Source organism: Paenibacillus sp. AK002, from assembly GCF_053903045.1.
The window spans coordinates 6,775,668-6,800,134 of the sequence record NZ_CP096377.1 but is presented as its reverse complement, the minus strand read 5'-3'; the positions used below and the strand labels follow the sequence as shown (position 1 = coordinate 6,800,134).

The 24,467-nt window shown below is 52.7% G+C and carries 25 protein-coding genes; 14 read left to right on the top strand and 11 right to left on the bottom strand.

The annotated features are described in order from the left end of the window. Positions 1-86 precede the first annotated feature (86 nt). Positions 87-800 (top strand): TSUP family transporter, encoded by a 714-nt coding sequence (locus tag M1D70_RS30690; RefSeq protein WP_433941837.1) that lies wholly within the window; start codon positions 87-89, stop codon positions 798-800. 26 nt (positions 801-826) lie between these two features. Here M1D70_RS30690 and M1D70_RS30685 read toward each other — a convergent pair whose 3' ends face one another. From M1D70_RS30685 to M1D70_RS30670, 4 genes are all read right to left on the bottom strand, one after another. Further along, complete coding sequence (locus tag M1D70_RS30685) at positions 827-1,933, bottom strand: glycosyl hydrolase family 8 (RefSeq protein WP_456288758.1); 1,107 nt, start codon at positions 1,931-1,933, stop codon at positions 827-829. 183 nt (positions 1,934-2,116) lie between these two features. Next, on the bottom strand, positions 2,117-3,397 hold the full coding sequence (locus tag M1D70_RS30680; protein ID WP_456288757.1) for a polysaccharide deacetylase family protein: 1,281 nt from the start codon (positions 3,395-3,397) through the stop codon (positions 2,117-2,119). 41 nt (positions 3,398-3,438) lie between these two features. After that, the gene (locus tag M1D70_RS30675; protein ID WP_456288756.1) at positions 3,439-4,179 is read right to left on the bottom strand and encodes a hypothetical protein; all 741 of its coding nucleotides are present in this window, start codon (positions 4,177-4,179) and stop codon (positions 3,439-3,441) included. Positions 4,180-4,404: 225 nt separating this feature from the next. Further along, positions 4,405-5,391 (bottom strand): glycerophosphodiester phosphodiesterase family protein, encoded by a 987-nt coding sequence (locus tag M1D70_RS30670; protein WP_433941833.1) that lies wholly within the window; start codon positions 5,389-5,391, stop codon positions 4,405-4,407. Between the two features lie 200 nt (positions 5,392-5,591). On the opposite strand from M1D70_RS30670, the gene M1D70_RS30665 reads away from it, so the two are divergent. Together M1D70_RS30665 and M1D70_RS30660 are read left to right on the top strand one after the other, a co-directional pair. Next, positions 5,592-6,284: an FHA domain-containing protein gene (locus tag M1D70_RS30665; RefSeq protein WP_141397989.1), complete on the top strand. Its 693-nt coding sequence runs from the start codon at positions 5,592-5,594 to the stop codon at positions 6,282-6,284. A 199-nt stretch (positions 6,285-6,483) separates the two neighbouring features. Further along, on the top strand, positions 6,484-8,106 hold the full coding sequence (locus tag M1D70_RS30660) for a glycoside hydrolase family 9 protein (protein WP_456288755.1): 1,623 nt from the start codon (positions 6,484-6,486) through the stop codon (positions 8,104-8,106). A gap of 73 nt (positions 8,107-8,179) precedes the next feature. On the opposite strand, the gene M1D70_RS30655 is transcribed toward M1D70_RS30660, so the two are convergent. After that, positions 8,180-8,638, bottom strand: coding sequence for a hypothetical protein (locus tag M1D70_RS30655; protein WP_456288754.1), 459 nt, complete (start codon positions 8,636-8,638; stop codon positions 8,180-8,182). 368 nt (positions 8,639-9,006) lie between these two features. On the opposite strand from M1D70_RS30655, the gene M1D70_RS30650 reads away from it, so the two are divergent. The 5 genes from M1D70_RS30650 to greA all read left to right on the top strand — a co-directional run bounded on the left by M1D70_RS30650 (position 9,007) and on the right by greA (position 14,922). Further along, complete coding sequence (locus tag M1D70_RS30650) at positions 9,007-10,440, top strand: PTS mannitol transporter subunit IICB (RefSeq protein ID WP_009591133.1); 1,434 nt, start codon at positions 9,007-9,009, stop codon at positions 10,438-10,440. 72 nt (positions 10,441-10,512) lie between these two features. Further along, complete coding sequence (locus tag M1D70_RS30645; RefSeq protein WP_456288753.1) at positions 10,513-12,582, top strand: BglG family transcription antiterminator; 2,070 nt, start codon at positions 10,513-10,515, stop codon at positions 12,580-12,582. Between the two features lie 16 nt (positions 12,583-12,598). Beyond that, positions 12,599-13,039: a PTS sugar transporter subunit IIA gene (locus M1D70_RS30640; protein ID WP_009591149.1), complete on the top strand. Its 441-nt coding sequence runs from the start codon at positions 12,599-12,601 to the stop codon at positions 13,037-13,039. Next, on the top strand, positions 13,036-14,205 hold the full coding sequence (locus tag M1D70_RS30635) for a mannitol-1-phosphate 5-dehydrogenase (protein ID WP_456288752.1): 1,170 nt from the start codon (positions 13,036-13,038) through the stop codon (positions 14,203-14,205). The genes M1D70_RS30640 and M1D70_RS30635 overlap by 4 nt, the downstream gene beginning before the upstream one ends. Before the next feature lie 240 nt (positions 14,206-14,445). Next, complete coding sequence (gene greA, locus M1D70_RS30630) at positions 14,446-14,922, top strand: transcription elongation factor GreA (RefSeq protein ID WP_036671773.1); 477 nt, start codon at positions 14,446-14,448, stop codon at positions 14,920-14,922. A 119-nt stretch (positions 14,923-15,041) separates the two neighbouring features. Here greA and M1D70_RS30625 read toward each other — a convergent pair whose 3' ends face one another. Continuing rightward, a complete protein-coding gene (locus M1D70_RS30625) occupies positions 15,042-16,247 on the bottom strand; it encodes an MFS transporter (protein ID WP_456288751.1) in 1,206 nt (401 codons plus the stop codon). A 660-nt stretch (positions 16,248-16,907) separates the two neighbouring features. Further along, positions 16,908-17,219: a hypothetical protein gene (locus M1D70_RS30620; RefSeq protein WP_009591136.1), complete on the bottom strand. Its 312-nt coding sequence runs from the start codon at positions 17,217-17,219 to the stop codon at positions 16,908-16,910. Positions 17,220-17,381: 162 nt separating this feature from the next. On the opposite strand from M1D70_RS30620, the gene M1D70_RS30615 reads away from it, so the two are divergent. From M1D70_RS30615 to M1D70_RS30595, 5 genes are all read left to right on the top strand, one after another. Next, complete coding sequence (locus M1D70_RS30615) at positions 17,382-17,738, top strand: nucleotide excision repair endonuclease (RefSeq protein ID WP_009591150.1); 357 nt, start codon at positions 17,382-17,384, stop codon at positions 17,736-17,738. Between the two features lie 271 nt (positions 17,739-18,009). Then, positions 18,010-18,339 (top strand): ArsR/SmtB family transcription factor, encoded by a 330-nt coding sequence (locus tag M1D70_RS30610; RefSeq protein WP_009591218.1) that lies wholly within the window; start codon positions 18,010-18,012, stop codon positions 18,337-18,339. 29 nt (positions 18,340-18,368) lie between these two features. Then, positions 18,369-18,878: an SRPBCC domain-containing protein gene (locus M1D70_RS30605; protein ID WP_456288750.1), complete on the top strand. Its 510-nt coding sequence runs from the start codon at positions 18,369-18,371 to the stop codon at positions 18,876-18,878. 260 nt (positions 18,879-19,138) lie between these two features. After that, the gene (locus tag M1D70_RS30600) at positions 19,139-20,200 is read left to right on the top strand and encodes an LLM class flavin-dependent oxidoreductase (protein ID WP_009591187.1); all 1,062 of its coding nucleotides are present in this window, start codon (positions 19,139-19,141) and stop codon (positions 20,198-20,200) included. Between the two features lie 101 nt (positions 20,201-20,301). Beyond that, on the top strand, positions 20,302-20,733 hold the full coding sequence (locus tag M1D70_RS30595) for a hypothetical protein (protein WP_456290517.1): 432 nt from the start codon (positions 20,302-20,304) through the stop codon (positions 20,731-20,733). A 64-nt stretch (positions 20,734-20,797) separates the two neighbouring features. On the opposite strand, the gene M1D70_RS30590 is transcribed toward M1D70_RS30595, so the two are convergent. The 4 genes from M1D70_RS30590 to M1D70_RS30575 form a co-directional block, all read right to left on the bottom strand. Further along, positions 20,798-21,502: a zf-HC2 domain-containing protein gene (locus tag M1D70_RS30590; protein ID WP_009591222.1), complete on the bottom strand. Its 705-nt coding sequence runs from the start codon at positions 21,500-21,502 to the stop codon at positions 20,798-20,800. After that, the gene (locus M1D70_RS30585; RefSeq protein ID WP_456288749.1) at positions 21,499-21,987 is read right to left on the bottom strand and encodes an RNA polymerase sigma factor; all 489 of its coding nucleotides are present in this window, start codon (positions 21,985-21,987) and stop codon (positions 21,499-21,501) included. Before M1D70_RS30585 ends, M1D70_RS30590 begins: the two co-directional genes overlap by 4 nt. Positions 21,988-22,067: 80 nt before the next feature. After that, positions 22,068-22,583: a Crp/Fnr family transcriptional regulator gene (locus tag M1D70_RS30580; protein WP_456288748.1), complete on the bottom strand. Its 516-nt coding sequence runs from the start codon at positions 22,581-22,583 to the stop codon at positions 22,068-22,070. A gap of 12 nt (positions 22,584-22,595) precedes the next feature. Continuing rightward, positions 22,596-22,766 (bottom strand): hypothetical protein, encoded by a 171-nt coding sequence (locus M1D70_RS30575; protein WP_456288747.1) that lies wholly within the window; start codon positions 22,764-22,766, stop codon positions 22,596-22,598. 303 nt (positions 22,767-23,069) lie between these two features. Here M1D70_RS30575 and M1D70_RS30570 point away from each other — a divergent pair, with 303 nt between their 5' ends. Continuing rightward, the gene (locus M1D70_RS30570; protein ID WP_456288746.1) at positions 23,070-24,353 is read left to right on the top strand and encodes a BclA C-terminal domain-containing protein; all 1,284 of its coding nucleotides are present in this window, start codon (positions 23,070-23,072) and stop codon (positions 24,351-24,353) included. Positions 24,354-24,467: the final 114 nt, after the last annotated feature.

Here is a 24,467-nt window from a genome sequence, read left to right as displayed (position 1 = left end):
GTCTCGTGATGGCCTTATGGTACAATGACAGGATGGGCTTGCTTCGTATAGAAGCTCCCCGAATAGGTGAAGAAAGCAGGTACAGCGTGGATATCATACTGTTTGCGGTTATTATATTCGTGGCGTCGATTCTCCAGACCAGTACCGGTTTTGGGTTCTCCATCCTGGCTACGCCGTTTCTCCTGTTGTTGTTCCGGCCCGCCGAGGCCATTCAGATTAATCTGATTCTATCGCTTGTCATATCGGCTGCCCTGATTGCCAAAATCCGCAAGGACATCGATTACGGCATCCTTAAACGATTGGTGATCGGAAGCGCGGCAGGTCTCCCTCTGGGCATCGTTGTTTTTTCGCTCATCGATATCGTCTATCTGAAGCTGGGCGTCAGTCTGATCATATTGGCACTGACCGTCATGCTGATGCTGAAGTTTAGAATAAACCAAAGTCGCGGCAGGGATTTGGCGGTGGGAGGACTCTCAGGTTCTCTAACGACGAGCATCGGCATGCCGGGTCCGCCCCTGCTGTTATATTTTTCGGGCACCGATACGCAGAAGGCCAAACTGAGAGGGACGACCCTGGCCTTCTATTTGTTCATCTACTCCCTGAGTTTGATCATTCAGGTGATCGTGGCGGGAACGTCCAAGACGGTCTGGGTATCAAGCGGAATGGCGCTGCCGCTGGTATTCATCGGGCTGTTTATCGGACAGCGTTTATTCAACGTCATCAACCAGCGCGTGTTTCAGATCTTTACCTATATCATTTTGATCTTTACCGGTGTGTATATGCTGATCGACAGCTTGTAACCATACCAAAGAAGATGGCAGAATCATCATTTGGATTGCTCGAACAGCGTCTCGGCCAGCAAGGGAAACAGGTTATCAAAAGCATGCGTATTCCCGTCAAACACGTATCCCCCCGGGTAAGCGGGATCCTGGTCCCGGAGTTGGAGCATGCGTTCATGCAGCTGCTGCGCCCATGGGAGGTCTTTGGTTTGCAGCGCCAGAATGATGGCCAGGCCGTAAACGGCAGGCGACTCGTAATCCGCGTCCGGTTTGCGGCTTTTACGGGTGTAGCGGCCTGCCAGCCGCTGATGCTGGCGGAATTCTCCCTTCAGGAACGCTATAAGATCTGTTGACGGATGATTCATCTCGGCGAGATGGATGCCAACGATCAATTGGTCGATCAGATTGACCGATGCGTCGTATTCATATTGGCCGGTACCGATGTGAAAGGTTTTGGGATAGAAAACGCCGTCCGAAGGCATATGAGCGAGCAGGTTTCGATATCGTTCATAATCCTGGGAGGATAGGATTCCGTTATTATGCATTTCGCGCAGTGCCGATAAGTCAACGTAGACCAGGCTTAACGCGGCGGCGGATTCATCCCGTGCAAAATCATGATAATCGACGAGGTAACCTTCGGTTTGAACCGCAAGGAGTGCAGACCCGATCTTTTTTGCCAATTGAAGGTATTCTTCCTCGCCCCAGCGATTGAACGCCTTCAGCAGGGCATCGAGGATTCGCAGATCATCGCCCAGCGCATTGGTTGTGACCTCGGATTGACCGTCCGGCCTGAGCTTCCATTGGATATAAGGCTCTTGCTCCTGATTAAGAAAATAGGTGGTAAGAAGCTGGACGCTGTCGTCGAACCGGGCTCGATTGCCGGATACCGCGGCAGTCTGCATCCAAAGCCCGAGCGACTCGGATAACGCTTCCCGACCGGCAACGATATCCGGATTCTCGGAAGCAGCGGGTTTAAGGTAGGTGGCAATGGTACCGTTATCGTTTGTCATATGCTCTTCAATGAACGCTGCGGTCAAATCAGGACTCTCCTTGTTCTGGATGATCCAGCAGGCTAAGAGGACGATGCCGGCAAGGGCAAGAACGACGATGATTGCAAGAATGGCTTTCTTGCGCGTTGGAATCCGGTTTGTCATAGGTTCACCTCGACCATACTATTTCGATATTCAACAGGTTAAAGCCTTCAAGAAAGACTGGGCGGCGGTGAACATAGCCCCCTGGCTGTAGGAACGGTTATACTTCACTAAAAAAGGCTGTACCTGATGTTGGAGGCTCCAAATCATCAAAGGTACAGCCTTTCTTGTATAAGCGTATAGCGATTATTGCAGACTGACGATGGTAAGTCCTTGATCCTGCAGGCTCTTAATGATCTTCGGTAACGCATCCACGACCGCCTGGGATTCATGCAGGAGAATAATGGAGCCGGAAGCTTCGATGTGCTGGACATAGTCCAGGATTTTATCCTCGTCGCGGGTCAGCCAATCCTCGGGATCCCGGTTCCAGAGCACCACTTTATTGCCCTGCTGGAGGCTTAACGCCTCGGTCCGGTCATCAAAGGCACCGTAAGGCGGACGGAAGAGCACCAGCTTCTCGCCCGTAATATGCTCGATGAGATTGGCCGCCCGGGTCAATTCCGCCTTTTGTTCTTCATAAGTAAGGCTTGGCATCTGGCTATGGGTCATCGAATGGCTGCCGACGGAGTACCCGTTGGCATGGATGGCCTTGACGTAGTCCGGATGTTTTTTCACATTGGTGCCGACAAAGAAGAACGTCCCGCCAACCTCGTGTTTCTTCAAGACGTTCATGATATCTATGGAATGCTTGGATGGCCCGTCATCGAACGTAAGGGCGACATACCCTTTGGGGATGCTGTAGGAGATGAAATCCTTAAGCTCCAGCTGCGGAACGGCAGCCGAAGTCTTGATCTCCTTCCTCGGTTTGCTATCAGCTTCCTTCTCCACGGAGGCGGATACAGGTTTGGCGATCATCGCATTCCGGTTCTCGGCAAGCAATTGGATGACCGTTTCAACCTCCGCTGCGGCGGTTATCGCAGCTTCATGCCGGATGTCACTCGGGTACGAGTAATTAAATGAACTTAGCAATACTACAAAAATCAAGCTCATCAAGGTTGCGCTTGCCAGCTTAAGCGGAAGCCGATGCCGCTTCCTTGCAGAGCGCGTGGCGTTTCGATTTCCATCGGTCTGCACCTCTTCGGACTGATCCGGTTCGGATGGAGGCGCAGACAGGAAGGACAGGGTAGATACATCGTCCAAATGCCGGATAGCTTTAATCGCCTCTAATTCGTTCCTGAAGTGAACGGAGCAAGCAAATGAAAATCGCTCGCCATGGTCACGATATGTACGCGTAATGGAGCCTATGTATTGCTGTTGGATGGCATCCCATGTTGTATGTAAAGATAATCGGTATTTGTGAACCCCGTTAAATTCCGACACGGTCGCTATATTCGCTATGGTTTCATGATCGGTTAACCACAACAGCTCCGCCGATTCCGAGAAGGATAGCTTGATTCGCAGAGCGAAAGCCTCGGTATCCCCCTCGATCGCCAGCAGCTCAATGACTTTTCCATAGGAGTCAGACATGACGGCCCTCCTTTCTCTAGATGTTCATGCAGTGATTATGCTTATTCCGATGGTGTGTTGGGAGCCGATGCTTTTGGCGAGAAGGAGAAGGACATCTTCTCGGTAAAATCATTGATGGTCTGCATCAACTTGGCTTTATCGTCCAGAATGTTCTGGTACTGCTCCGCATACTTCTGGTTTGCAATCTCCAGCTCGCGCACCTTCTCTTCAAGAGCGTTGATCTTGAGCATGCTCTGATATTGGGTGTTGTTAGACTCTTCGTAGAGCTTGTTGTACTTGGCGGTTTCGGTCTCCAGCTGGTTGGAGAGCTTCTCGTACGCCAGGTTCGATGTCAGCTGGTATTCCTTGTAATCCTCCAATAGCTGGTCGTAACTCATCTGTTTGTTGGTCAGCACGTTCTCGAGCTCGCGGATTTCCTTGTTCTTCTCCTGGACCAGCTGATCGCGCTTGATCTGTTCGTGCTTATACCGGTTGATCGTCTCGTTGGCGGTAAATAGCTGATCCTCCAGGCCCTTGTTCTTATAGGACAGCAATTGACGCTCCTTCAGCATGTTCTCGATCGAAACGATGACGTCGAGGCCGATTTTGTCCTGGTTGTCCTTGGAGAAAAGATGCTTGCTGCTCTCCGCGGCGGGCAGTTCAGGCTCCGCGGAATATGCCGGCTCTTCTTCGATGGTTACGGCAATTTCCTGGTGTTCGGCGCTGTTCTTCTCGGGTTGGTTCTGGTTCGAGCGGGCATTCTTAAACCAGGCCATTCCCTTTTTTTCTGTTTCCCTGGCCAAAATATCAACTCCTATATATTTCAATGAATGCAGCATGAATTTAGGATAAAAGACCCTATTAATAGTCATCGGTAAAAACACCCTAAAAACTTTGCCCTTTGACCCTATGAAAATAAAAAAAAGCCCCGCAAGCGAGAGGGGGCTTTTTAGAGGGCGGATCTTCCGGTTTATGCGGCCTTTCGACCCGCCTATATTCATGAATTGAAACGAAAGCGATGCTTCGACTTATTCCGTCTTCTTTATGGTCAGCTCCGGGGCGATAACGTCGACCCGGTTCGTCCAAATCCCGCCGCTGTAGTCGTCCGGCAGCCTTTCCAAATCCGCTACGGAGTCGAAGCCCTCCGACCAGCCGCCGTCCCCGGCCACGAGGATGACCCGCGTATTGATGCTGTCCATCCGGTTTAGGAATTTATCCGGCCATCCCCATAAATAACGGGCATATTTCTCTGGTATATGCAGCTGGGTGTTACGGCAAACCGAAGGAAGGTAGCCGCTCCAGCCGGCCCCGGCGTAGGATACGAGACAGCTCTTGAGCGTATCCATGGACATGACGCGCAGCGAGGGGAGCTGCGATTTTAACGTGCGGATCGGCTGGTCGTCCCCGTAAACGGTCAGCTGGCTAAGACGCTTCACCGGCAGACCGGACAGATAATCGGCCAATTGTTTTCCCTCTTCAGGGTCCGTGCTTTTGATATGGATCAGAAACGCGCCGTCCGGGAATGCCTCCAACACCTCGTCTAACGACGGAATCAGCCCGACTCCCTTTCCCCGAAAAGGATAAGTCGCTCCCTGGTCGGCCGTGTAGCCGTACCCGATGTCTATGTTTTTCAGCTCGTCCATGGTATAATCCTTGACCGAGCCCTCCACGTTGGTGCGGCATTCCAGCGTCCAGTCATGGAACACGGCGAACTGGCCGTCTTTGGTCGGTTTGATATCCAGCTCCACAATATCGGCGCCTGCCTCGAAGGCGGCTCTCATGGACGGAATGGTGTTCTCCAGGTAAGCGTGCTCCGGCACATAGATGCGGGAGGCGGTACACGTGTCGGCTTTAATGCCTTCCATCGTGAAGGTCTGCCCAAGCCCGCGATGCGCCAGCAGAAGCGGCTCGCCGTCACGGTCTTTGGTGAACAGAGATGAATTGTTAACGAACAGAAATACAAACAGCACAACAAAAAACAGCATGATTTTCTTCCATCTTTTTAGTTTTCGCATGATCCAATCCCCCAAAATCGTATACAATATGCAATAGTAGATTTATATTTTTCTCTGTCTCTAAACGAAGTTCTCTATTTATATCCTTCTACATTAAATCTTAGTGATTTTGGGCGCATACTCAATGGCTGGAACATAACAATTGCATAATAACGAACTAACAAATACGAATGAGCGAGTATATGGGAACAGGAGGGAGCATGATGGACAAATCCTCCTTTTTGATGGTGGAGCGGGGAAATCCCTACGAGCGCGGAGACGTTATAGCTTTGACCAAACCGATCACGGTGCTTGGCCGCAAGGGCCAGCATTTTGATCCGGATATCGCGTTTGACAATATTTTTGTGTCCCGGCGGCATGCGGCGCTGCTGCATCGAAACGGGAAGTTCAGCATCAAGGATCTGAACAGCAAGCATGGCACCTTCGTAAATCAGGCACGGCTGGCCCCCCATGATGAAATACCCCTTCAGCATGGAGATACCATCGTGCTTGCGGGAGATCTGATCGTGCTGTCCTTCTCCATCCTCAGCATGGATGAGACGATGGACATTACCCCGCTGATCAAGCAGCTGGCGGCGGTTGAGGGCTCCGGCGGGCTTAAGCTGAATCCTTTCAAGCAGGAGCTGGTATACGGCGAGGACGTGTACGTTTTTTCGGAAAAAGAGTACAAGTGCATGGAGCTGCTCGTCAATCACCAAGGACAGTTCGTGTCCAAGGAGCAGCTCAAGGCATACGTCTGGCCCGAGCGAAGCTACGGGACGGACGAAGTGCCGGATGTGAGCTCGGAGGAGCTGAATGCGCTGATCTACCGGGTCCGCAAGAAGACAAGAGATATTTTGGCCATTGAGAGCATCCGCGGAAAAGGCTATATTTTGCAGTCGACGGCTGAATGACCATCGCAAAAACAAAGACGCAATGAAATCTAAGGAACCATGCAACGGCAAGCCCTTCCTCCATGCAGGAAGGGCTTGCTTGCATGAACAGGACAAATTCGATGGCGGTGAGAGGGAAATGGCAGGCCCCAGCGAACTGTTATAGCATGGAAGTTTCGAATGAAACGATAATCGAAAGGGATGTGCAGAGGGGATGAACATGGAGCACGTACAGCAAAAGGGTATTGCCGTTAACCAGTTAGGTTATCGGGGCCGGGACGCCAAGATTGCCGTCATTGCCGGTCAGGGCGGACGGTTTCGCATCGTCAATGCGCGAAATGGCGAGGTCGTTTGGCAGGGGCAGACGGCGCCTGCCATAGAGGATGCGTCCAGCGGGCAGACGGTAAGCAGAGGGGATTTTACGGTATGGGAAGCACCCGGTACCTATCGAATCGAGATGGAGGATGGGCAGTCGTCGGAAGCTTTTGTCATTGCCGACGATGTATATGAGGATGCCCACCGAGCAATTCTGAAAGCGTTTTATTATTTCCGGTGCGGGACAGCTTTGGATGAGCCGCATGCGGGGCCTTGGAAGCATGAAGCCTGCCATCTCACGCCGGCCATCGTTCATGGACATGAATCGCGGCGGGTGGATGCTTGGGGAGGATGGCATGATGCCGGGGATTATGGCAAGTACGTCGTGCCTGGCGCCAAAGCCGCCGCCGACTTGCTGCTGGCCTTCGAGCTGTACCCCGAAGCGTTTGCCCAGCCGCTGCCGCTGCCGGAAAGCGACGGCCGCATGCCGGATGTGCTGCATGAATGCCGGTATGAGCTGGATTGGCTGCAGCGCATGCAGGATGAGGAATCGGGGGGCGTGTTCCATAAGCTCACGACGCTGCAGTTTCCAGCGGGAGACGTCATGCCGGAGGACGATACGCTCCCGCTGTACTTGTCGCCGATCTCCGCAACGGCAACCGGCTGTTTTGCCGGTATCATGGCCATGTCGGCACGGATCTATTCTCCCTATGATGAGGCCTTCGCCGCGGGCTGCCTGAAGTCAGCGGTGCGGGCTTGGGCGTGGCTGGAGGAGCATCCCGACGAGCCGGGCTTCCGCAATCCGGCTGATATCGCTACGGGCGAATATGGCGATGGCCAGGATGCGGACGAACGGTACTGGGCAGCTGCAGAGTTATACCGTACAACGGGAGAAACGCTATATCATGAGGCGTTCCAAGCTTTAGCCAAGCAGGACTCCTTCGGAAAATACGAGCTGGGATGGGCGGACATGGGGGGGTACGGGACGTTTGCCTATCTGATGTCGGAGCAGGAAGAAGAGCCCGAGCTGGCGCAAGAATTGATGGCGGGCTTGCTGCGGCGTGCGAATAAGCTTGCTGCTGTCAGCGATCGGGACGGCTATGGCCTCTCGCTTCTGCCGGATCAATATATCTGGGGCAGCAATATGCTGGTCATGAACCACGCGATGCTCCTGCTGGTGGCGGGAAGACTGTCGGGTTCCGAAGACTATGAGCGGCATGTGCACGAGCATGTGCACTATGTATTCGGTGCGAACGTGATGGGGACAAGTTATGTTACCGGATATGGGGCGAGACCGATCCGACATCCCCATCACCGTCCTTCCGAAGGCGACGGCGTGGAGGAGCCGGTTCCGGGCCTCGTCTCCGGCGGTCCGAACAAGGGACTTCACGACGATTATGCGCGTGAGCACTTGGCCGGCAGGGCGCCCGCAGCCTCTTTTGCCGATGTGATGGAGAGCTATTCCACCAATGAGGTGGCTATTTATTGGAACTCGCCGGCCGTGTTCGTGCTGTCTCATTTTGTATAGAAAGAAAGCTTGCTGAAGAAAAAGAAACGCCGAGAGATTCTCGACGTTTCTTTTTGATATCAGCCTGTTATGGTTAACCTCTCGATCTTCCCTTCACCAGCGGATGAAGCGCCGTGGCAGCAATGCCGCAGACGATGCCGACGACGGTACCGGTCACGATGCTGCTGATGAAGGCGAAAGCTCGGGTCAAAAGGCCGCTGGCTGCTGCAGGGAGGTCGGCCAGGTTGCCCCCTAAAGCCGGCGGCGTTTCGAAGGCCATATTCCATAACAGCTGATGCGTGATGCCAAGAAAGAGCCCATAGACGGCTCCGATGGCCATTAAGGGCAGAAAAGGATGTTGAACGTGATGCCGTTTGCGGAGTACATAGAGTATCCAGACGATCGGGGGAATGAAGACAAGCAGCCGGTTGATGATCCCGTGGGGATCGACCCATTGCAAATCGTGGGCAATGACGCGGGGAACGCCGAGCAAAGCCAGCAGTATGATAGAGAGCATTGGCAGGCCCATGTTATTTCTTCTTCGTATGTTCATGTCGCAAGATACCTCCAGAACGTTGGATTTTCGATTCACGATGTTAGCCGAGATGGCTTTAGTTTACCGAAGGCATGTTGTGAACTTATGACGAGGGTATACGCAATCCGTGAAATTACGTCCCTTCGCTAGAAACTTGGAATATACAGGATCAAGGAGCGGGCTTGTTCTACGAATGAAACCGCGTCAGGACTGCATTTTCATAAGGATGACATGATCCATTTAAAATTTGTCAACAATATTCTTGACGAAACCCGCTTTTCCTTTCGTTGAGCCTTTTGCCGGGCTGACTTAACATAGAGGTGTCAGATGAAAGCAACACTACAACATTCAGCTTTATTTTCAAATATGACTAGGAGGTCAGTACGATGTCCAACGAGACAAATACAAACGCTTCCAAAGGCATTCGCGTAAGGGTTCAGCAGCTCGGCCGGCTCCTTAGCGGCATGGTGATGCCGAATATCGGTGCGTTTATCGCTTGGGGCCTGATTACGGCTCTGTTCATCCCAACCGGCTGGTTCCCGAACGAGAAGCTGGGAGCTCTGGTTGGTCCGATGATCACTTACCTGCTCCCGCTCTTGATCGGTTATACGGGCGGACAAATGATCCACGGCAAACGGGGCGCGGTTATCGGTGCGGTTGCCACGATCGGCGTTATCGTCGGAGCAGAGATTCCGATGTTCCTCGGTGCCATGATTGTCGGTCCTCTGGCAGCTTGGGTCTTGAAGCAGTTTGATAAGCTGATTGACGGCAAAATCAGATCGGGCTTTGAAATGCTGGTGAACAACTTCTCGCTGGGTATTATCGGCGGTGCGCTGACGCTGCTGGCCTACACCGGTATTGGTCCCCTTGTACAGGGCATTACCAAGGTGCTTTCAGCAGGCGTTGACGTGTTGGTCGATGCCAACCTGCTGCCGCTGGTTAATATTATCATTGAACCGGCGAAGGTCTTGTTCCTCAATAATGCGATCAACCACGGGATTTTCAGTCCACTCGCTACGGAGGAATCGGCGCGGATCGGCCAATCCGTTCTGTATATGCTGGAATCGAATCCGGGACCTGGATTGGGCATTCTCCTCGCCTTTTGGTTCTTCGGACGCGGTTCTGCCAGATCCTCCGCGCCAGGGGCGGTTGTGATTCACTTCCTGGGCGGTATCCATGAGATCTATTTCCCGTATATTTTGATGAAGCCGGTTCTCATTCTGGCCGCTATTGCGGGCGGCGTTGCCGGAACGTTCACCTTCCAGATTCTTGGGGCAGGACTCGTGGGACCTGCATCGCCGGGAAGTATCCTTGCTTATTTCGCCATGGCGCCTAAGGGCGGCCTGGTTCCGGTACTGGCCGGTGTCCTTGTTGCAACGATTGTCTCCTTTATCGTAGCAGTATTGCTGCTGAAAACGGGTAAACAAACAGAAGAAGAACCGAATTTGGAAGAAGCATCCGCCAAGATGAAAGAAATGAAAACCGGCGGCATGAACGACCAGGTGGCTCCGGCTTCCGCGGCTGTGGCCAATCTGGACAAAGAGAACGTGAATAAAATCGTGTTCGCTTGCGATGCCGGCATGGGCTCCAGCGCGATGGGCGCCTCGGTACTAAGAAAGAAACTGCAGCAAGCGGGCGTCAATATTACCGTTGTGAATTCGGCGGTAAGCGAAATCCCGGATGACGCGGATATCGTCATTACCCAGAAGACCCTCACCGAGCGTGCCATCGCGAAGAATCCGAATGCCGAGCATATCTCGATCGACAACTTCCTGAAGAGTCCGAGATATGACGAGCTGGTGGAACGACTCAAAGACTAACATAAGTTTGAACCATATGACACGCTGGCGTATTTACGCCGGCGTTGTCTCCATTTCATGAAGAAGGGAGCCATGGATCTGGGACACATTACTGCCCGCCAGCGACAAATCCTTCTGCTCCTCATGAGCAGGACCGATGGCATGACGGCTGCAGAAATAGCCGCTGACGTTGGGGTCAGCGTCAGGACGGTTCACCGGGAAATGGAGGAGATCGAGAAAGACCTGCAAGGTACGGGCGTTGTGCTTCTCAAAAAGTCGGGAACGGGCATCCGGCTGGAAGAAGAGAAGCCCGAAGGGTTGTCCCTGCTGCGACGATCCCTGCTTGCGGGGAAGCCGGCCGATTATTCCGTGGAAGAACGCAAAATCCTCATGCTGTGCGCTTTGCTTGAGGCGGATGAGCCCATCAAATTGTTTGCTTTGGCCCATAGTTTGAAGGTAACCGTTCCGACTGTGAGCAATGATCTGGATGAGCTGGAGCCGTGGATGAAGCGGTTTAACCTGAAACTCATACGGCGCCGGGGCTACGGCATCGAAATCGACGGCGCGGAAGGCGTAAGGCGAAGGGCGATTGGCAGGCTCGCCGAGGAATATCTGGATTATTCCGATCTTGTCGGTGACGGATACAGCGACACGCGGGAACCGGTGACGGCCCGGCTGCTGTCCATGATCGATAAACCGGCTTTGCTGGATGTAGAGAAAACCTTGTGGGATATGAATTGGGATTGGACGGAGGATCTTAGCGAGAGTGCCTACACTTCGACGCTGATCGCGTTATCGGTTTCCGTAAACAGGATCAAGCGGGGACGGGGCATGGAAGCTGCCGATATCGCGGGATACCCTCCTTCCTCTGTTTCCGTCGAGGAGGCGCGAGATTTTGTTGGTCGCCTCGGCGAGAAACTGGAGATGATTTTCCCCGAATCTGAAATGATCTATATCGCCTATTTGTTTGAGGCGGCGAAGAACATGTCCGAGGTCAGCGAACTGGTTCATGCGGACGTGGAAATGGTGGAGATCGCCCATCGCCTGATCGAACGGGTTCAGGGGCGCACCGGCATTCCGTTCCAGGAGGACCGCACGCTGCGGGCAGGTCTGGTGGAGCACATCGGGGCTGCACTGAAACGGATTCGGGAAGGGACCCGGATCCGAAATCCGCTGCTCAGTCCGATTCGGAAGGATTATGAGGAATTGTTCGGGGTCGTCCGGCGCTCGGTCGACGAGCTGAAGCTGGATTTAAGCATCCCGGATGAAGAAATCGGGTTTCTGGTTATGCATTTCGGAGCATCGAGCGAACGGCTGAACCAGCCGGGACACCATCTGAAGGCCATCCTGGTATGCTCCAGCGGTCTCAGCTCCTCCAGGCTTCTCGGGACCCGGCTGAACAAGGAGATGCCGCAGATCGAGGTGCTCGGCAACGTATCGTGGTATGAAGCGGCGCGGATCCCGAAGGAGCAATACGATCTCATCATATCGACCATTGATCTGCCGCTGCCGAAGGATCGATATGTAAGATTAAGCCCGTTGCTGACGGCGGATGATAAAGAGGCGCTGCTTCGATTCATCCAGAGCACATCCTTCGAGCCGGCCAGCAGCAGGGCTGCAATCAGCCGAATCGAGGAAGATCGTAAAGCTGCATCTTTCGAGCGGCTCCGCATGCAGGCCGCCCTGATGAACGAAATCGTATCGCTTCTGGACGGCTTCCATGTCTACCATCTGGATAATCTTCAGAATGATTTGCAGGGCACTTTGAACGAGGCTTTGGCCAAGGTATATGAGCAAGGGGCTGTCCGTGATGCGGAGATGGTGAAGGAGCGCCTGCTTGAACGCGAACGGATGGGTACCCAGCTAATTCCCGACACGACGCTGGCTTTATTCCATACGCGAAGCCGCTATATCACCTGGCCTTCGCTGTCCTTGTTCAGGCTGGCGCATCGAGCGCCGCTTGAGGATGGGGCCCAGGCGGGCGTCATTCTGCTGATGCTGGCACCGAAGCAGCTCCCGAAGGAGAGCCTGGAGGTGCTCAGCGAAATCAGCGCCATGCTGCTTCGCTCCGAGCTGATCGAGCTGATGGAGCGGGGCGGCGAGGAAGAGATTCGATCCTATTTGGCGGAAGAGCTTCAGCATTTTTTCAATCACAGACCATAGAAAGAGGGAGACTAACATGAATAACATACTGTCCAAAGATAAAGTCGTACTGAACGCAAAGGCTGACAGCAAGAGCGAAGCCATTCGCATGGCGGGGAACCTGCTGGTGCAGGCAGGCCATGTATCGGCCGATTACGTGGATAAAATGCTCGAACGCGAAGAAATTGCGTCCACTTACATGGGCGGGGGACTTGCGATTCCCCATGGCACGAAAGAAGCAAAAGGTATGGTCATCTCCACGGGATTGTCGATCGTTCGCTTCCCGGAAGGCGTGGATTTCGGCGGAGACGAGCCGGCGTTCATCGTCATTGGCATCGCGGCTGCCGGCGGCGACCATATGGAGATTCTGACGAATGTGGCCATGATTTTCACGGATGACGAGAGCATTGAGAAGGTCATGAACGCTTCCAGCGAGGAGGAGATTCTGGCCATCTTCGAGGGAGGAATGGGCGCATGAAGGCAGTCCATTTCGGAGCGGGCAACATCGGACGCGGTTTTATAGGGCTCTTGCTGTCACAGGCCGGTTATGAGGTTTGTTTTGTCGACGTAAACGAAGAGCTGGTATCAGAGCTGAAGGCGCGCGGGGAGTATCCCGTAACCCTGGCCAGCGAAGGGCAGGAGACCACGGTGGTCAAAGGCATCACCGCTCTCAATAGCGCCTCGGAACCGGAAGCTGCCGCGCGTGCGGTAGCGGAAGCGGATCTCGTCACGACGGCGGTCGGCGTCAACATCCTCAAATTTATCGCCGGCACCATTGCCGAGGGGCTGAAGCTTCGGCTGCAAACGGGCTCGGCATCGCCGCTTCATATTATTGCATGCGAGAACGCCATCGGCGGCAGCTCGCAGCTGAAAGAGCATGTCTATGGGAAGCTTGATGACGAGACGAAGCGTAAGGCTGACCAGCTCGTGGCTTTCCCGGATGCGGCCGTAGACCGGATCGTGCCGCTGCAGCAGCATGAGGACCGTCTGAAGGTCGTGGTGGAGCCGTTCTATGAGTGGGCGGTGGATCGTTCGCAGATGTTTGAGGATTATGTCCCTGTTGAAGGCATACACTACGTGGACCGCCTGGAGCCATACATTGAACGCAAGCTGTTCACGGTGAATACCGGTCACTGCTCGGCTGCGTATGTAGGCTTTCTGAAAGGCTATGAGACGATCCAGGACGCCATGAAGGACGAAGCGGTTGCAGGCCATGTCCGCGCGGTGCTCGAGGAAACGGGAGCTGCGCTCATACACAAGCACGGCTTCGATCCTTCCGAGCACCAAGCGTACATTGACACCATCCTGGAGCGTTTTCGCAATCCCGCGCTGACCGACGAGGTGTCCCGCGTTGGCCGCTCCCCGATCCGGAAGCTGTCCCCGGGCGACCGTCTGGTTTCGCCGGCTATGTTGGCTTTCGAGAGCGGACTCGAGTATAAGAGCCTGGCAAAATCCATGGCGGCGGCCCTGCTGTTCGATGTTCCGGAAGATCCGGAAAGCGTGGAGCTGCAAGCCTCCGTCCGGGATATCGGCGTAAGCGACACGGCTTCCCAATATACCGGCATTGCCGGAGAGCATCCCATCATGGGCGAGCTGATGGAGCAGTATGAGGCCTTGAAGGCCGAGCTCGAAACGAATGCATAATGATTTGAAAGTAAGATCATAAGCCCCTGGTTCTCCTCGCGGAGACATCTGGGGCTTTATGCATAGCGGCCAGGTTCACATGCATTAAAATCTGTTCGCTTCGTTGGCGCTGATCGGTCGAAACTACCATTAGGTATTAAATACCAAATATTCCATCCATAATATTTCAGAAAATTTTCGCTTATTTTCGAAATAAAGAGTACACTAGAAGTAAGAAACTACAAAATGGATGTGATGAGCATGGCAGAAGAACTGATCTTGACCCAGGAGGGCTATGACAAACTCCAGGAGGAACTTGACGATCTCAAGTATGTAAAACGCAAAGAATTAGCGGAACGGATCAAGCTCGCGATCAGCTATGGTGACTTGAAGGAGAACAGCGAGTACCACTCGGCCAAGAACGACCAGGCGTTTATGGAAACGCGCATCATCATCCTGGAAAAAACGCTTAACAACGCCCGGATCGTCGACGCTAAGGATATCAGCTCGACGACGGTGAATGTCGGTTCGAACGTCGTCCTGAATGACATCGAGTTTTCGGAGAGGCTTGAATATCAGGTGGTCGGCCCGGCTGAAGCGGATGTGGCGAACAATAAAGTTTCTTATGAAAGCCCGCTCGGCAAAGCGCTGATGGGCAAAGCGGTAGGCGATAAAGTCCACGTGGAAGCGCCGATGGGCATCGTGAAGTACGAATTGCTGGAGATCAAGGCGTTGTAGCACCGATGGATCAACGCATATATAGATGCAAAAAGGCGTAACCGTGCACATGTCCGGTTACGCCTTTCTTACTGCTCGTCCCGGTTAAAGGATCGGCTTTTCATGCCTGTTGGAGCCCTTTAGGCATTAGCCGTCACGGCCTTGCGCTCATACATATAGCAGGCTGCTCCCAGAATGAAGGCGAGCGCTACCAATCCGGCGCCCACCCAAGGCAGGGCCGTTAAGCTTAGATGCGTAATGACCAATCCCCCGATAAAAGCGCCCGCCGCATTTCCGAGATTGCCTGCGGAATGGGTTGCTGTGGAGGCCAGTGCAGGAGCGGATTGGGCCAGACTCATCACGCGCACCTGCATTCCCGGCATAACGGCGAAAGAGGCGGCTCCCCACAGCACGATGGTCAGCACAGCCGTGAACGGGTGATGGATAGTCACCGTGAGGATGGTCAGAATGACGGCCGTCGCAAAGTAAACGCCCAGGATGGAGGGCAGCAGCTTCCAGTCCGCCAGCCTGCCGCCTACGATGTTGCCGACGGTCACGCCGATACCGAACAGGATCAGAATCCAGGTGACGCTGGGTTCCGCAAAGCCCGTGATCTCAATCAGCAGGGGCGCGATATAAGTGAAGACGGCGAACAGGCCGGCATTGCCAAGCGCGCCAATCAGCAGGAAGAGAAGAAGCTGGGGTCTAATGATGGCCGTGATCTGCTGAACGATGCTTGTCGCTTGCTCCTGCCGTATCTTAGGTATGAAAATCAGGATGCCGATCAATGCCAACACGCCCATGATGGCAATCGCGCCGAATGAAGCGCGCCAGCCCATCGTTTGGCCGATGAAGGTACCGATCGGAACCCCGATGATATTGGCTATCGTTAATCCTGCCATCATGATGGACACCGCTCCGGCACGCTTGTCCGGCCGCACCAGATTGGATGCGATGACAGCGCCCACGCCGAAGAAGGTCCCGTGCGTCAGCGCGGTCAGCATCCGGGCGCCCATCAGAACGGCATAGTTCGGAGCGAAGACCGAGATGCCGTTGCCCAGGATGAACAGGCCCATGAGCAGCAGTAACAGCTTTTTCTGCGGAATTTGGTTAGTAAGGACGGTCAGAATAGGGGCTCCTACGGCTACCCCGAGGGCATACATCGTAATCAGCTGCCCGGCAGACGCGATGCTGACATTCAGATCATCGGCTACATTGGGGAGGATCCCCATAATGACAAACTCCGTCATGCCAATGGCAAATGCACCCACGGTGAGAGAGAGTATAGAGATGGGAAAGGGTTCTTTGCCGCTTTTTTCCCCAGTGGCATGTTGCGAAATATCCATGGTGTTCAAGTCAACCTTTCTGCTCTGTATGTTAAAGATATAATCCAATCTCCATTATCGGTTTTATAGAGGGACTGTTACATATTATTTAACGTAGCGGGAGGATAATCAAGAACTTTATTTTTCGTAAAACAGGGGCATCCTGTTAAGGTAGACTCTTCCATGAACAGGAGCTTGTCCGTCATGTAAGAGCTTAAGAGCGCCATTGCAGGCGCTCTTCCCATAAGCAGGCGCTATAGAGGTGCCTGTGGGAGCGGATTGACCCATTCCTTTTGATATAAGAGCATCAGAAGCAGGTGAACGACTCGATACTTCTTAAGTCGAGCCCTGAATATACCCACATCCATCCCGTCCAGCGGAAGCCGGCAACCGAGGTGCGGCCAACAAAAGTCGGGAAAAACCAGAAGCCGGGTCCACGTGTCGGCCAAATATAGGTATTTCTGAACAAACAGCCCCTGATCGCTCCAGGATCAACTGCGAAGGTACTGGCCAAAGGCTGTTGGGGGACAGATGTTGGGGGCGGGGAAGTGGGCCCTTGCATCGGTCCCTGGGGTCCTTGCGGCGGCATAAATGCCATAATGAATTCACTCCTTAATCGGGTAATTAGGTTTGGAATTACGTGGGACGCTGCCGAATAACGATGTAAGCCTAGATCTTCTTCTAGATGTAAAGCAAGGTGATGACAAGCAATTCGAAGAGGACAAGTGGCAGGATTACATTATTATAGTAACTGGGACCGAAGCCGCGCTGGTTTCCGTATCCGGGCATGCTCAAGTACAGAATTCCCTTTTCGCAATGCATGATCGTACCTTCAAAAACATCGCCGTCAAGCGTTTCGACGCGAACCAGCTGGTTCGCATGCTGCTTGCATAGATGGTGGATATGATCGCGAACCGATTTGATGCTGTGCTTCATGCTGGGTTCAGCTTGATATAAGGTTTGCTCCTGGTGTCCGGGATATTGAATGCTCATATGGAAAAGACCCCCATCGTGAATTAGTCATACATAATCTCATCCTATGCAAATGCCCAGAGAAGGGTGTTAAGGGTCTGTTGTATTTTCCGCATGGGCAAATGAGCCGATCAGTGATACGATTTAGGTCAATACATTGAATAGAGGAAGTGAACGTTAGTCGTGATCCATATAACCATCCCTAAGCCGGACGTCACCATAACCAAGCAGGATGCTCCGGAACTGAGCCATATTTACGGATTTACGGATTTTCACCTGATTCCGAGAGACCGGGGCGGGATTTTCATGTTCTACAACAGCAAAGGGGAGCTTCTGTTCGTTGGCAAAGCAAGAAAGCTGAGACCGCGGATCAAGAAGCATTTTGAAGACAGCGTCTCCCCGATCAAGGAGCATCGGAACGAAGTGGCGAGCATCGAGGTTTGCGTCATTGAAGATGCCGTGCATAGAGAGATATATGAAACCTACATCATTAATGAATTCAAGGCCAAATACAATGTGGACAAGGTGTTCTTTCGATAAGGAATACGAATAGTAAAGCGAAGAGGAGCAATAAGCGAGGTCAGGTAAGGAGCCGCGTTTGTTGCTTTTTTTTGCGCTGTGATAAAAATAAATTGAAAAAACATCTAAATATTCCTTTACAGGAATATTCCCTTCATGGTATATTTAAGACAAGAAGAACGGCAGCAAAAAAGAAGCCGAAAAAAGAGGTGATGATGGTGACGGTAACAGAGAGAACAGACATTCACCGTAAACGCTGTAACAGCGGGTCTGTACCCGTCATCACGACAAGATGGAACTGACCACATTTAACGCATTAGCCGAACCAAGCCGTTTTCGCATCGTGAATCTCCTGCAGAAGGGGCCGCTTACGGTAGGGGAAATCGCCGAACGTCTTGACATTCGCCAGCCTCAAGCCTCGAAACATTTGAAGGTGCTGCTGGATGCCGGACTGGTCGAGGTGAGGGCGGATGCAAACCGACGGAATTACATGCTGCGGTCGGAGCCGTTTCAGGAATTGGACCGTTGGCTCGATAATTACCGCAGCATATGGAACGAACGGTTTGACAACTTGGATGATTACTTGGAGAAGCTTCAATCGGATATGAAGAAACAAGAATAAACACCATCTAATTCGAGGAGGAATAGATAATGACAAGCAAAATGATTACACGGGTAGAAGGTCAAGTGATCGTACTGGAGCGCGTATTTAATGCACCAAGAGAGCTGGTATTCAAGGTGCTCACCGATGGAGAGCATCTGAAGCAGTGGTGGGGACCTCGCGGATGGGAAGTTACCGTATCCAACATGGATTTCCGTCCTGGCGGCCAATGGCATTACTGCATGAAGTGCATGGATCAGAATCAAGGGGATTTCTATGGTATGGAATCCTGGGGCAAATCGGTCTACCAGGAAATTGACGAGCCCGAGAAAATCGTCTACATCGACTATTTCTCGGATGCGGAAGGCAATATTGCGGAGGGAATGCCCGCAACCACGGTGACGATGACGTTTGAGAAAGTGGATGGAAAGACCAAGCTGGTCAATCGAGGGGTATATGAATCCGCGGAAGCGCTCCAAGCGGTATTGGATATGGGAATGGAAGAAGGCATTACCCAAACCTGGGATCGGTTGGAGGAATACTTGGCATCGAAACAATAAGCCCATTTCAAATGCATGGTGAAAAGGTAAAATGAATGGCCGGAATCCGTATGGATCCCGGTCATTTTTGGATTCCCAATGCATCGAATCCACCGATTTCACGTTATCAGTTAACTTGTAACTTGAAAAATCCGAGCCAAAAGTTCAATATAAAGATAATTGCAAGATGATTAACGATATGGACTGCCCTAGGCGGGAAGCATCGATAACCTTTGCCTACGGTTTTGACCGCGGCAAAGCATAATAGGGAGGAAATCATAATGGAGATTGGGGTTAGCTCGTTCGTGGAGACGTGGCCGGATGTGAAGACCGGCGAAGTGATAAGCCATGCGCAGCGGCTGCGCGAGGTGGTTGAGGAAATCGTCCTGGCCGATCAGGTTGGATTGGATGTTTATGGCGTAGGGGAGCATCACCGCAAGGATTATGCAGCGTCTTCGCCTGCGGTCGTTCTTGCCGCGGCTGCGTCGCAGACGAAGTGGATTCGGCTGACCAGCGCGGTGACGGTGCTGTCTTCCGCGGATCCGGTACGGGTCTTTCAGGATTTTGCCACCTTGGACGCGATTTCGAACGGACGCGCGGAGATTATGGCCGGCAGGGGTTCGTTCATCGAATCGTTCCCGTTATTCGGCTATGATCTGAGTCATTATGACGAGCTGTTCGAGGAGAAGCTGGAGCTGCTGCTCAAAATACGCGAGTCGGAAAAAGTCACTTGGCAGGGCGAGCATCGCCCGGCGATCCATAACTTGGGCGTCTATCCGCGTCCGGTTCAGAACCCGCTGCCGGTGTGGATCGGAAGCGGAGGCAATTCGGAATCGGTCGTGCGGGCAGGCCTGCTCGGCCTCCCGCTGGTACTGGCGATTATCGGCGGCAGTCCCCTGCAGTTCGCGCCGCTGGTCAAGCTGTATAAAGAAGCGGCAGCTCATGCCGGTCATGATGTGTCAAAGCTGCCGATCGGCTCGCATTCCCACGGATTCATTGCGGAAGAAACCGAGCTGGCAGCGGACAAGTTCTTCCCTTCAACCCAAGCCAGCATGAACGTGCTGGGACGGGAGCGCGGCTGGGGGTACTATGACCGGGCAAGATTCGATGCGGCCCGAAGCTTCGAAGGTGCATTGTATGTAGGAGATCCTGAGACGGTGGCCGAGAAGATCATTCACCTGCGCAAGCATGTGGGCATTACCCGCTTTATGCTGCATGTGCCTGTGGGAACGATGCCTCACGACGAAGTCATGAGGGCCATCGAACTGCTGGGGACCGAAGTCGCCCCTTTGGTCCGCAAGGAAATCGACCGCTGGGAAGCGGCTGGTGAGCCTGCGGAGTAAGCAGAATTACTTTTTGACGATATGAAATGAAGACGCATGTAACTTTTTCCGGCACGAATTCGTCTATGACATAAACGGACAGGGCGGTGTACAACTTGCGGGTGGCCAGATATTTTGTGTTGTGGTTCGTCTTTATATTTCTGTTTACCGGTGCTGTCGTAGGCTTGGAGTATACCGAAGGATACAAGATCACGACGACGGAATATTTCGGCCTTCGTAATGCGGGTTTTGTTCTGATGATTATCCCGATTCTCATATCCTCGCTTCTATACCCGGTGATCGTGCTCCCTTTATCGTGGTTAATGGGCATGATTCGATGGGTCAGAGCTTCACTCATCCTGAATGCCCTGCTGTATGCCGTAATGTGGGCTGCGGCCGGAATCGTGCTGTTCTATGAAATCTATGATGATCGATTCATACAGGAATATGAACTTCATGTCAGCAACGCAGTCATGCTGTTTGGGGTTATCGGCTTGATCTACGGCTGGATCGAGCGGAAGGTTCGGCGTAATCATCCGGCCGACTTGGTGTAAGGTTCAAGAAAAGACCATGGGAAGCCATTAGGGCATCCGATGGTCTTTTTAATACAAATAAAATTTACTCGCCGCTCCTGAACTGCATCTCGACAGACTCGCTTGCCGGTGGCAGCTCCATGCCTTGCTCCCAGATCAGAACGCGGTCATCCGGCGTCCCCAAGTAGAGGGCCTTGATCTGAACGCCGTCGCCAAAGCTCTTCTCGTAGGCATTTCGCTCTTCAATATCGTTCGTATAGTACATATTGGACAGTCCCATATTCGCGAATTTTTTAGATTTGATGATGGGACGCTTGGGTGTCACATAGAAGTTTCCTTCCTCATCCGTATCGTAGCTGGCTTGGTTGACATTATAGCCGTCGGTCATCTTCACGTGATAAGCAATGCGCCCATCCTTCAGCTGACTGATATCGGATACCTGCATCACGCGGGTCGGCACGCTTGTAATGTTCCATTCGAACAGTCCCGCATATGCCAGGAACAAGAGGCCGACTGCTAAGCAGCTGATCAATAGACCTTTGGTAAACGAGATCCATTTGGTGCGCGACCACTGGGCCGCAACTTGCCGCAAGGCGGCTCCCTCATCCTTGTTTTGCTCCATCGTTTGGGTGGGCAGCGACATCGGGGAGCTCATATGGCTCAGCACCTCCCGGCAAGCCGGGCAATCCGCCAGATGCTCTTCTACCAAGGTTTTGGTGTCTGCGCTGCATACATCATCATGGTACAAAGGCAGCAAATCCTGAATAATCTCGCACGATATTCGGCTCACGATTGATTCCCCTCCTTGTATAGGCTTTGGATTTTTTGCTTGGCTCGAAAGAAGGTGACTCTTGCCCAGCTCTCGGTTTTTCCAAACAGCCGGCTGATTTCGCCAAACGACAATTCCCCGAACACTCGCAGCGTAAACACCTCTTTATACGGCTCGTCCATCCGGTGCAGGATTTGATGGATGCGAAAAGCCTCAGCCCTTTCCACGGTTTTCCATGCGATATCCTGACCGCTGCCGTGGTCGATCTGCGGGGCCGGCTCATACCGCTTTTGTTTATCAAGATAGGAGAAGTATGTATGTTTAGCGATTTGGCATAGCCACACGCTCAGCTTGCACGTGCCTTGAAACGAATCGATATGCTTCAGTGCTTTGAAAAACGTCTCCTGCGTGAGTTCTTCCGCAACATGCTCGTCTCTGCTTAGCGACTGCAGAAACCGGTACACGTCTTGAAAGTGTTGATGGTAGATCTGGTGCAAATCCGTCACCTGTTCACCTCCTTGCCTATATGACCGGGTCATGGCCGATTCGTTACAAGAATCCGCGAAAAAAGTTTCGACCGGGGGATCTACTCATAGCGGATGCCGTTCGAGGCGTGCTCCAGAGCTGGCCAGTTCAGAATGCGGATAGTCTGTCCGTTTCGTTCCAGGACCCCCTTTTGGGCGAAGGCATGCATTACCCTATTCAAATGTCGGTGCGTGGTGCCAAGCAAGCTGGCAATCTCCCCGATATGGTCGGTTCTCAGCTCCATCCCGAAGGAAGGATCCGGTCCAGGCGACATGGTGGACATCAGGTAGCTGGCAAACCGGTTCTCCATGGAAGCCAACAGATTGATGCGGGAAGCGGTCGTGCAGGTCTGGAGTTTGTAGCTCAGGTGATCCAGCAAGGCGGAGGTAAAGCGGGCGTTCGTCATTTCATGCTGCCTGATATAATCAAACGACAGCCCGATGAACAGGCATTCGTTAACGGCTTCAATCTGGGATTGGACAGGAACGTCTCGAACCAATTCAATATCCCCGATGATGGAAAAGAGATGGCCAAAACGCAGAAGCAGCGATTTGCCGGTTTCGATGCTGGAGGTCACCTTGATTTTCCCTTACACGAAGAACAACAGGGACTGCATAGCAAAACCCTCATGCAGAATGATCTCGCCGGGCTCGTATTGCTGTAAGGTAAAGGGCGCAGGATTGCCCAAATTCAGCATGCTTCCGAATTGAAATTGCTCCAGCTTGGCTTTCAGCAATGGTGCATCATGAAGTCGTTTCATGGGTTTCTTTTGCGCTCCCTTCTCAACTGGACAAATGTCCTTTTCATTATACGACCAACTGCTATGATAAGAGCAATGAGAAGATACATGAGGAAATGGGCATGAAATTCGTATGGTAAATGGATTTAATTAGGGTGGGGACATTCCTCATCCTTTTTTGCTTAGGCCAGAATTAACAAAAAATGTTTAATATTTCGCGATCGCACACAGGAAATATCATGATTCTCGTGTAATTATTTATATTAACTCGCGAGTAGGTTCGACCGATAAATTAATTATTCCATGATCGATAAGGAGGTAATTGTGTTGAAGAAAAAACGGCTGTATTTTGCGGCAGCAATGATGCTCACCTTGAGTTTAGCGATCGCACCCGTCACGCAAGCGGCAGGCATCACGATGCAAGTCAACGGGATAACCAAGTCTTTGGATGTTGCCCCGGTTATGGTCAAAGGCAAAGTGCTGGTGCCCATTAAGCATGTAACCGAAATATTGGGCCTGTCCATTCGGTGGGATGCTTCTGCAAAGAAGATCACAGCCGTTCGAGGCGATGTCTCTGCCGAGCTGGTTCTGGGCAGTGATGTGGCTACGGTAAGAAAAGAAACTATCGTCACAAAAGTGAAGCTGGACCAGCCCGCCAAACTGCAGGATAACAGGGTGATGGTTCCGCTTCGTTTTTTGGCGGAAGTGTTTGAGGCCAAGGTGCAGTGGAACCAACAAAAACAGCTGGTTAGCATTGCGTATGGCAGTGGCGGGGGAACTCAGGAGCAGGGGCAGCCGGGTCCGGCCGGCCCGCAGGGTCCAAAAGGCGAACCTGGCGAAAAGGGCCCGCAGGGTCCACAGGGGCCTCAAGGGCCCCAAGGTCCGCAAGGTCCGTCCGGGTCTTCAGGATCTTCGGGCTCCCAAGGTCCAACTGGACCAGCAGGGCCATCCGGGCCTAAGGGCGATCCAGGCCCCACGGGATCCCCGGGTCCGAAAGGCGATAAAGGAGATCAAGGCGAACAAGGCCCGGCAGGTCCGCAGGGTGAAAAGGGGGATCAAGGGGATCCTGGACCTCAGGGAATCCAGGGCGATAAGGGCGACCTCGGCCCGGTAGGGCCACAAGGTCCGCAAGGGATACAAGGAGCTCAGGGACCCCAAGGCCCCGCAGGTCCAGCGGGGCCTGTTGGACCTGCGGGAGGGAGCTCCACAGGAACTTATGCATACGCAGGGAATACGTCGGGAGGCGTTATTCCAGTACTGCTCGGCGGGACCCCGGTTCAGCTGCCGGACAATCCGAAAGTAGCAGGAATCATGGCAGATGGAAGTTCAACATTGTTTACGGTTCATGAAACAGGGATTTACTATATTTCTTATACGATTAATTTAACGTCAGATTTGCTTATGGGCTCAAGGATTACTCGAAACGGTATCTCAATCATGCAGAGTGACGAAGCACCAATTAAATCGAAGTCGCATTTTCACGCCCAGTTTATAGAACAATTGAATGCAGGCGATATGCTTAATCTTCAATTGTATGGCGTATTAGGTGCTGCAACCCTTGCACAAGGCAACGGCGCTTCCCTAACCATCATCAAATTAGCCGATTAGGATTCGGGTCCAGCCAACCAAAGGCTGGGCTCTTTTTATTTGCGCGGATAGTGGTGGGCGGAAGGATAATCCGTTACCTTCGAGAATATCATGTGGCATAGGCGTGAGGGAAAC

What these genes read in the sequence shown, in the direction of transcription:
- M1D70_RS30600 (WP_009591187.1), top strand. Translation starts at nt 19,139, where the DNA reads ATGGAGATTGGGGTTAGCTCGTTCGTGGAGACGTGGCCGGATGTGAAG.
- M1D70_RS30685 (WP_456288758.1), bottom strand. Translation starts at nt 1,933, where the DNA reads ATGACAAACCGGATTCCAACGCGCAAGAAAGCCATTCTTGCAATCATC.
- M1D70_RS30640 (WP_009591149.1), top strand. Translation starts at nt 12,599, where the DNA reads ATGAATAACATACTGTCCAAAGATAAAGTCGTACTGAACGCAAAGGCT.
- M1D70_RS30680 (WP_456288757.1), bottom strand. Translation starts at nt 3,397, where the DNA reads ATGTCTGACTCCTATGGAAAAGTCATTGAGCTGCTGGCGATCGAGGGG.
- M1D70_RS30625 (WP_456288751.1), bottom strand. Translation starts at nt 16,247, where the DNA reads ATGGATATTTCGCAACATGCCACTGGGGAAAAAAGCGGCAAAGAACCC.
- M1D70_RS30605 (WP_456288750.1), top strand. Translation starts at nt 18,369, where the DNA reads ATGACAAGCAAAATGATTACACGGGTAGAAGGTCAAGTGATCGTACTG.
- M1D70_RS30650 (WP_009591133.1), top strand. Translation starts at nt 9,007, where the DNA reads ATGTCCAACGAGACAAATACAAACGCTTCCAAAGGCATTCGCGTAAGG.
- greA (WP_036671773.1), top strand. Translation starts at nt 14,446, where the DNA reads ATGGCAGAAGAACTGATCTTGACCCAGGAGGGCTATGACAAACTCCAG.
- M1D70_RS30620 (WP_009591136.1), bottom strand. Translation starts at nt 17,219, where the DNA reads ATGAGCATTCAATATCCCGGACACCAGGAGCAAACCTTATATCAAGCT.
- M1D70_RS30610 (WP_009591218.1), top strand. Translation starts at nt 18,010, where the DNA reads ATGGAACTGACCACATTTAACGCATTAGCCGAACCAAGCCGTTTTCGC.
- M1D70_RS30645 (WP_456288753.1), top strand. Translation starts at nt 10,513, where the DNA reads ATGGATCTGGGACACATTACTGCCCGCCAGCGACAAATCCTTCTGCTC.
- M1D70_RS30575 (WP_456288747.1), bottom strand. Translation starts at nt 22,766, where the DNA reads ATGAAACGACTTCATGATGCACCATTGCTGAAAGCCAAGCTGGAGCAA.
- M1D70_RS30665 (WP_141397989.1), top strand. Translation starts at nt 5,592, where the DNA reads ATGATGGACAAATCCTCCTTTTTGATGGTGGAGCGGGGAAATCCCTAC.
- M1D70_RS30660 (WP_456288755.1), top strand. Translation starts at nt 6,484, where the DNA reads ATGGAGCACGTACAGCAAAAGGGTATTGCCGTTAACCAGTTAGGTTAT.
- M1D70_RS30670 (WP_433941833.1), bottom strand. Translation starts at nt 5,391, where the DNA reads ATGCGAAAACTAAAAAGATGGAAGAAAATCATGCTGTTTTTTGTTGTG.
- M1D70_RS30655 (WP_456288754.1), bottom strand. Translation starts at nt 8,638, where the DNA reads ATGAACATACGAAGAAGAAATAACATGGGCCTGCCAATGCTCTCTATC.
- M1D70_RS30635 (WP_456288752.1), top strand. Translation starts at nt 13,036, where the DNA reads ATGAAGGCAGTCCATTTCGGAGCGGGCAACATCGGACGCGGTTTTATA.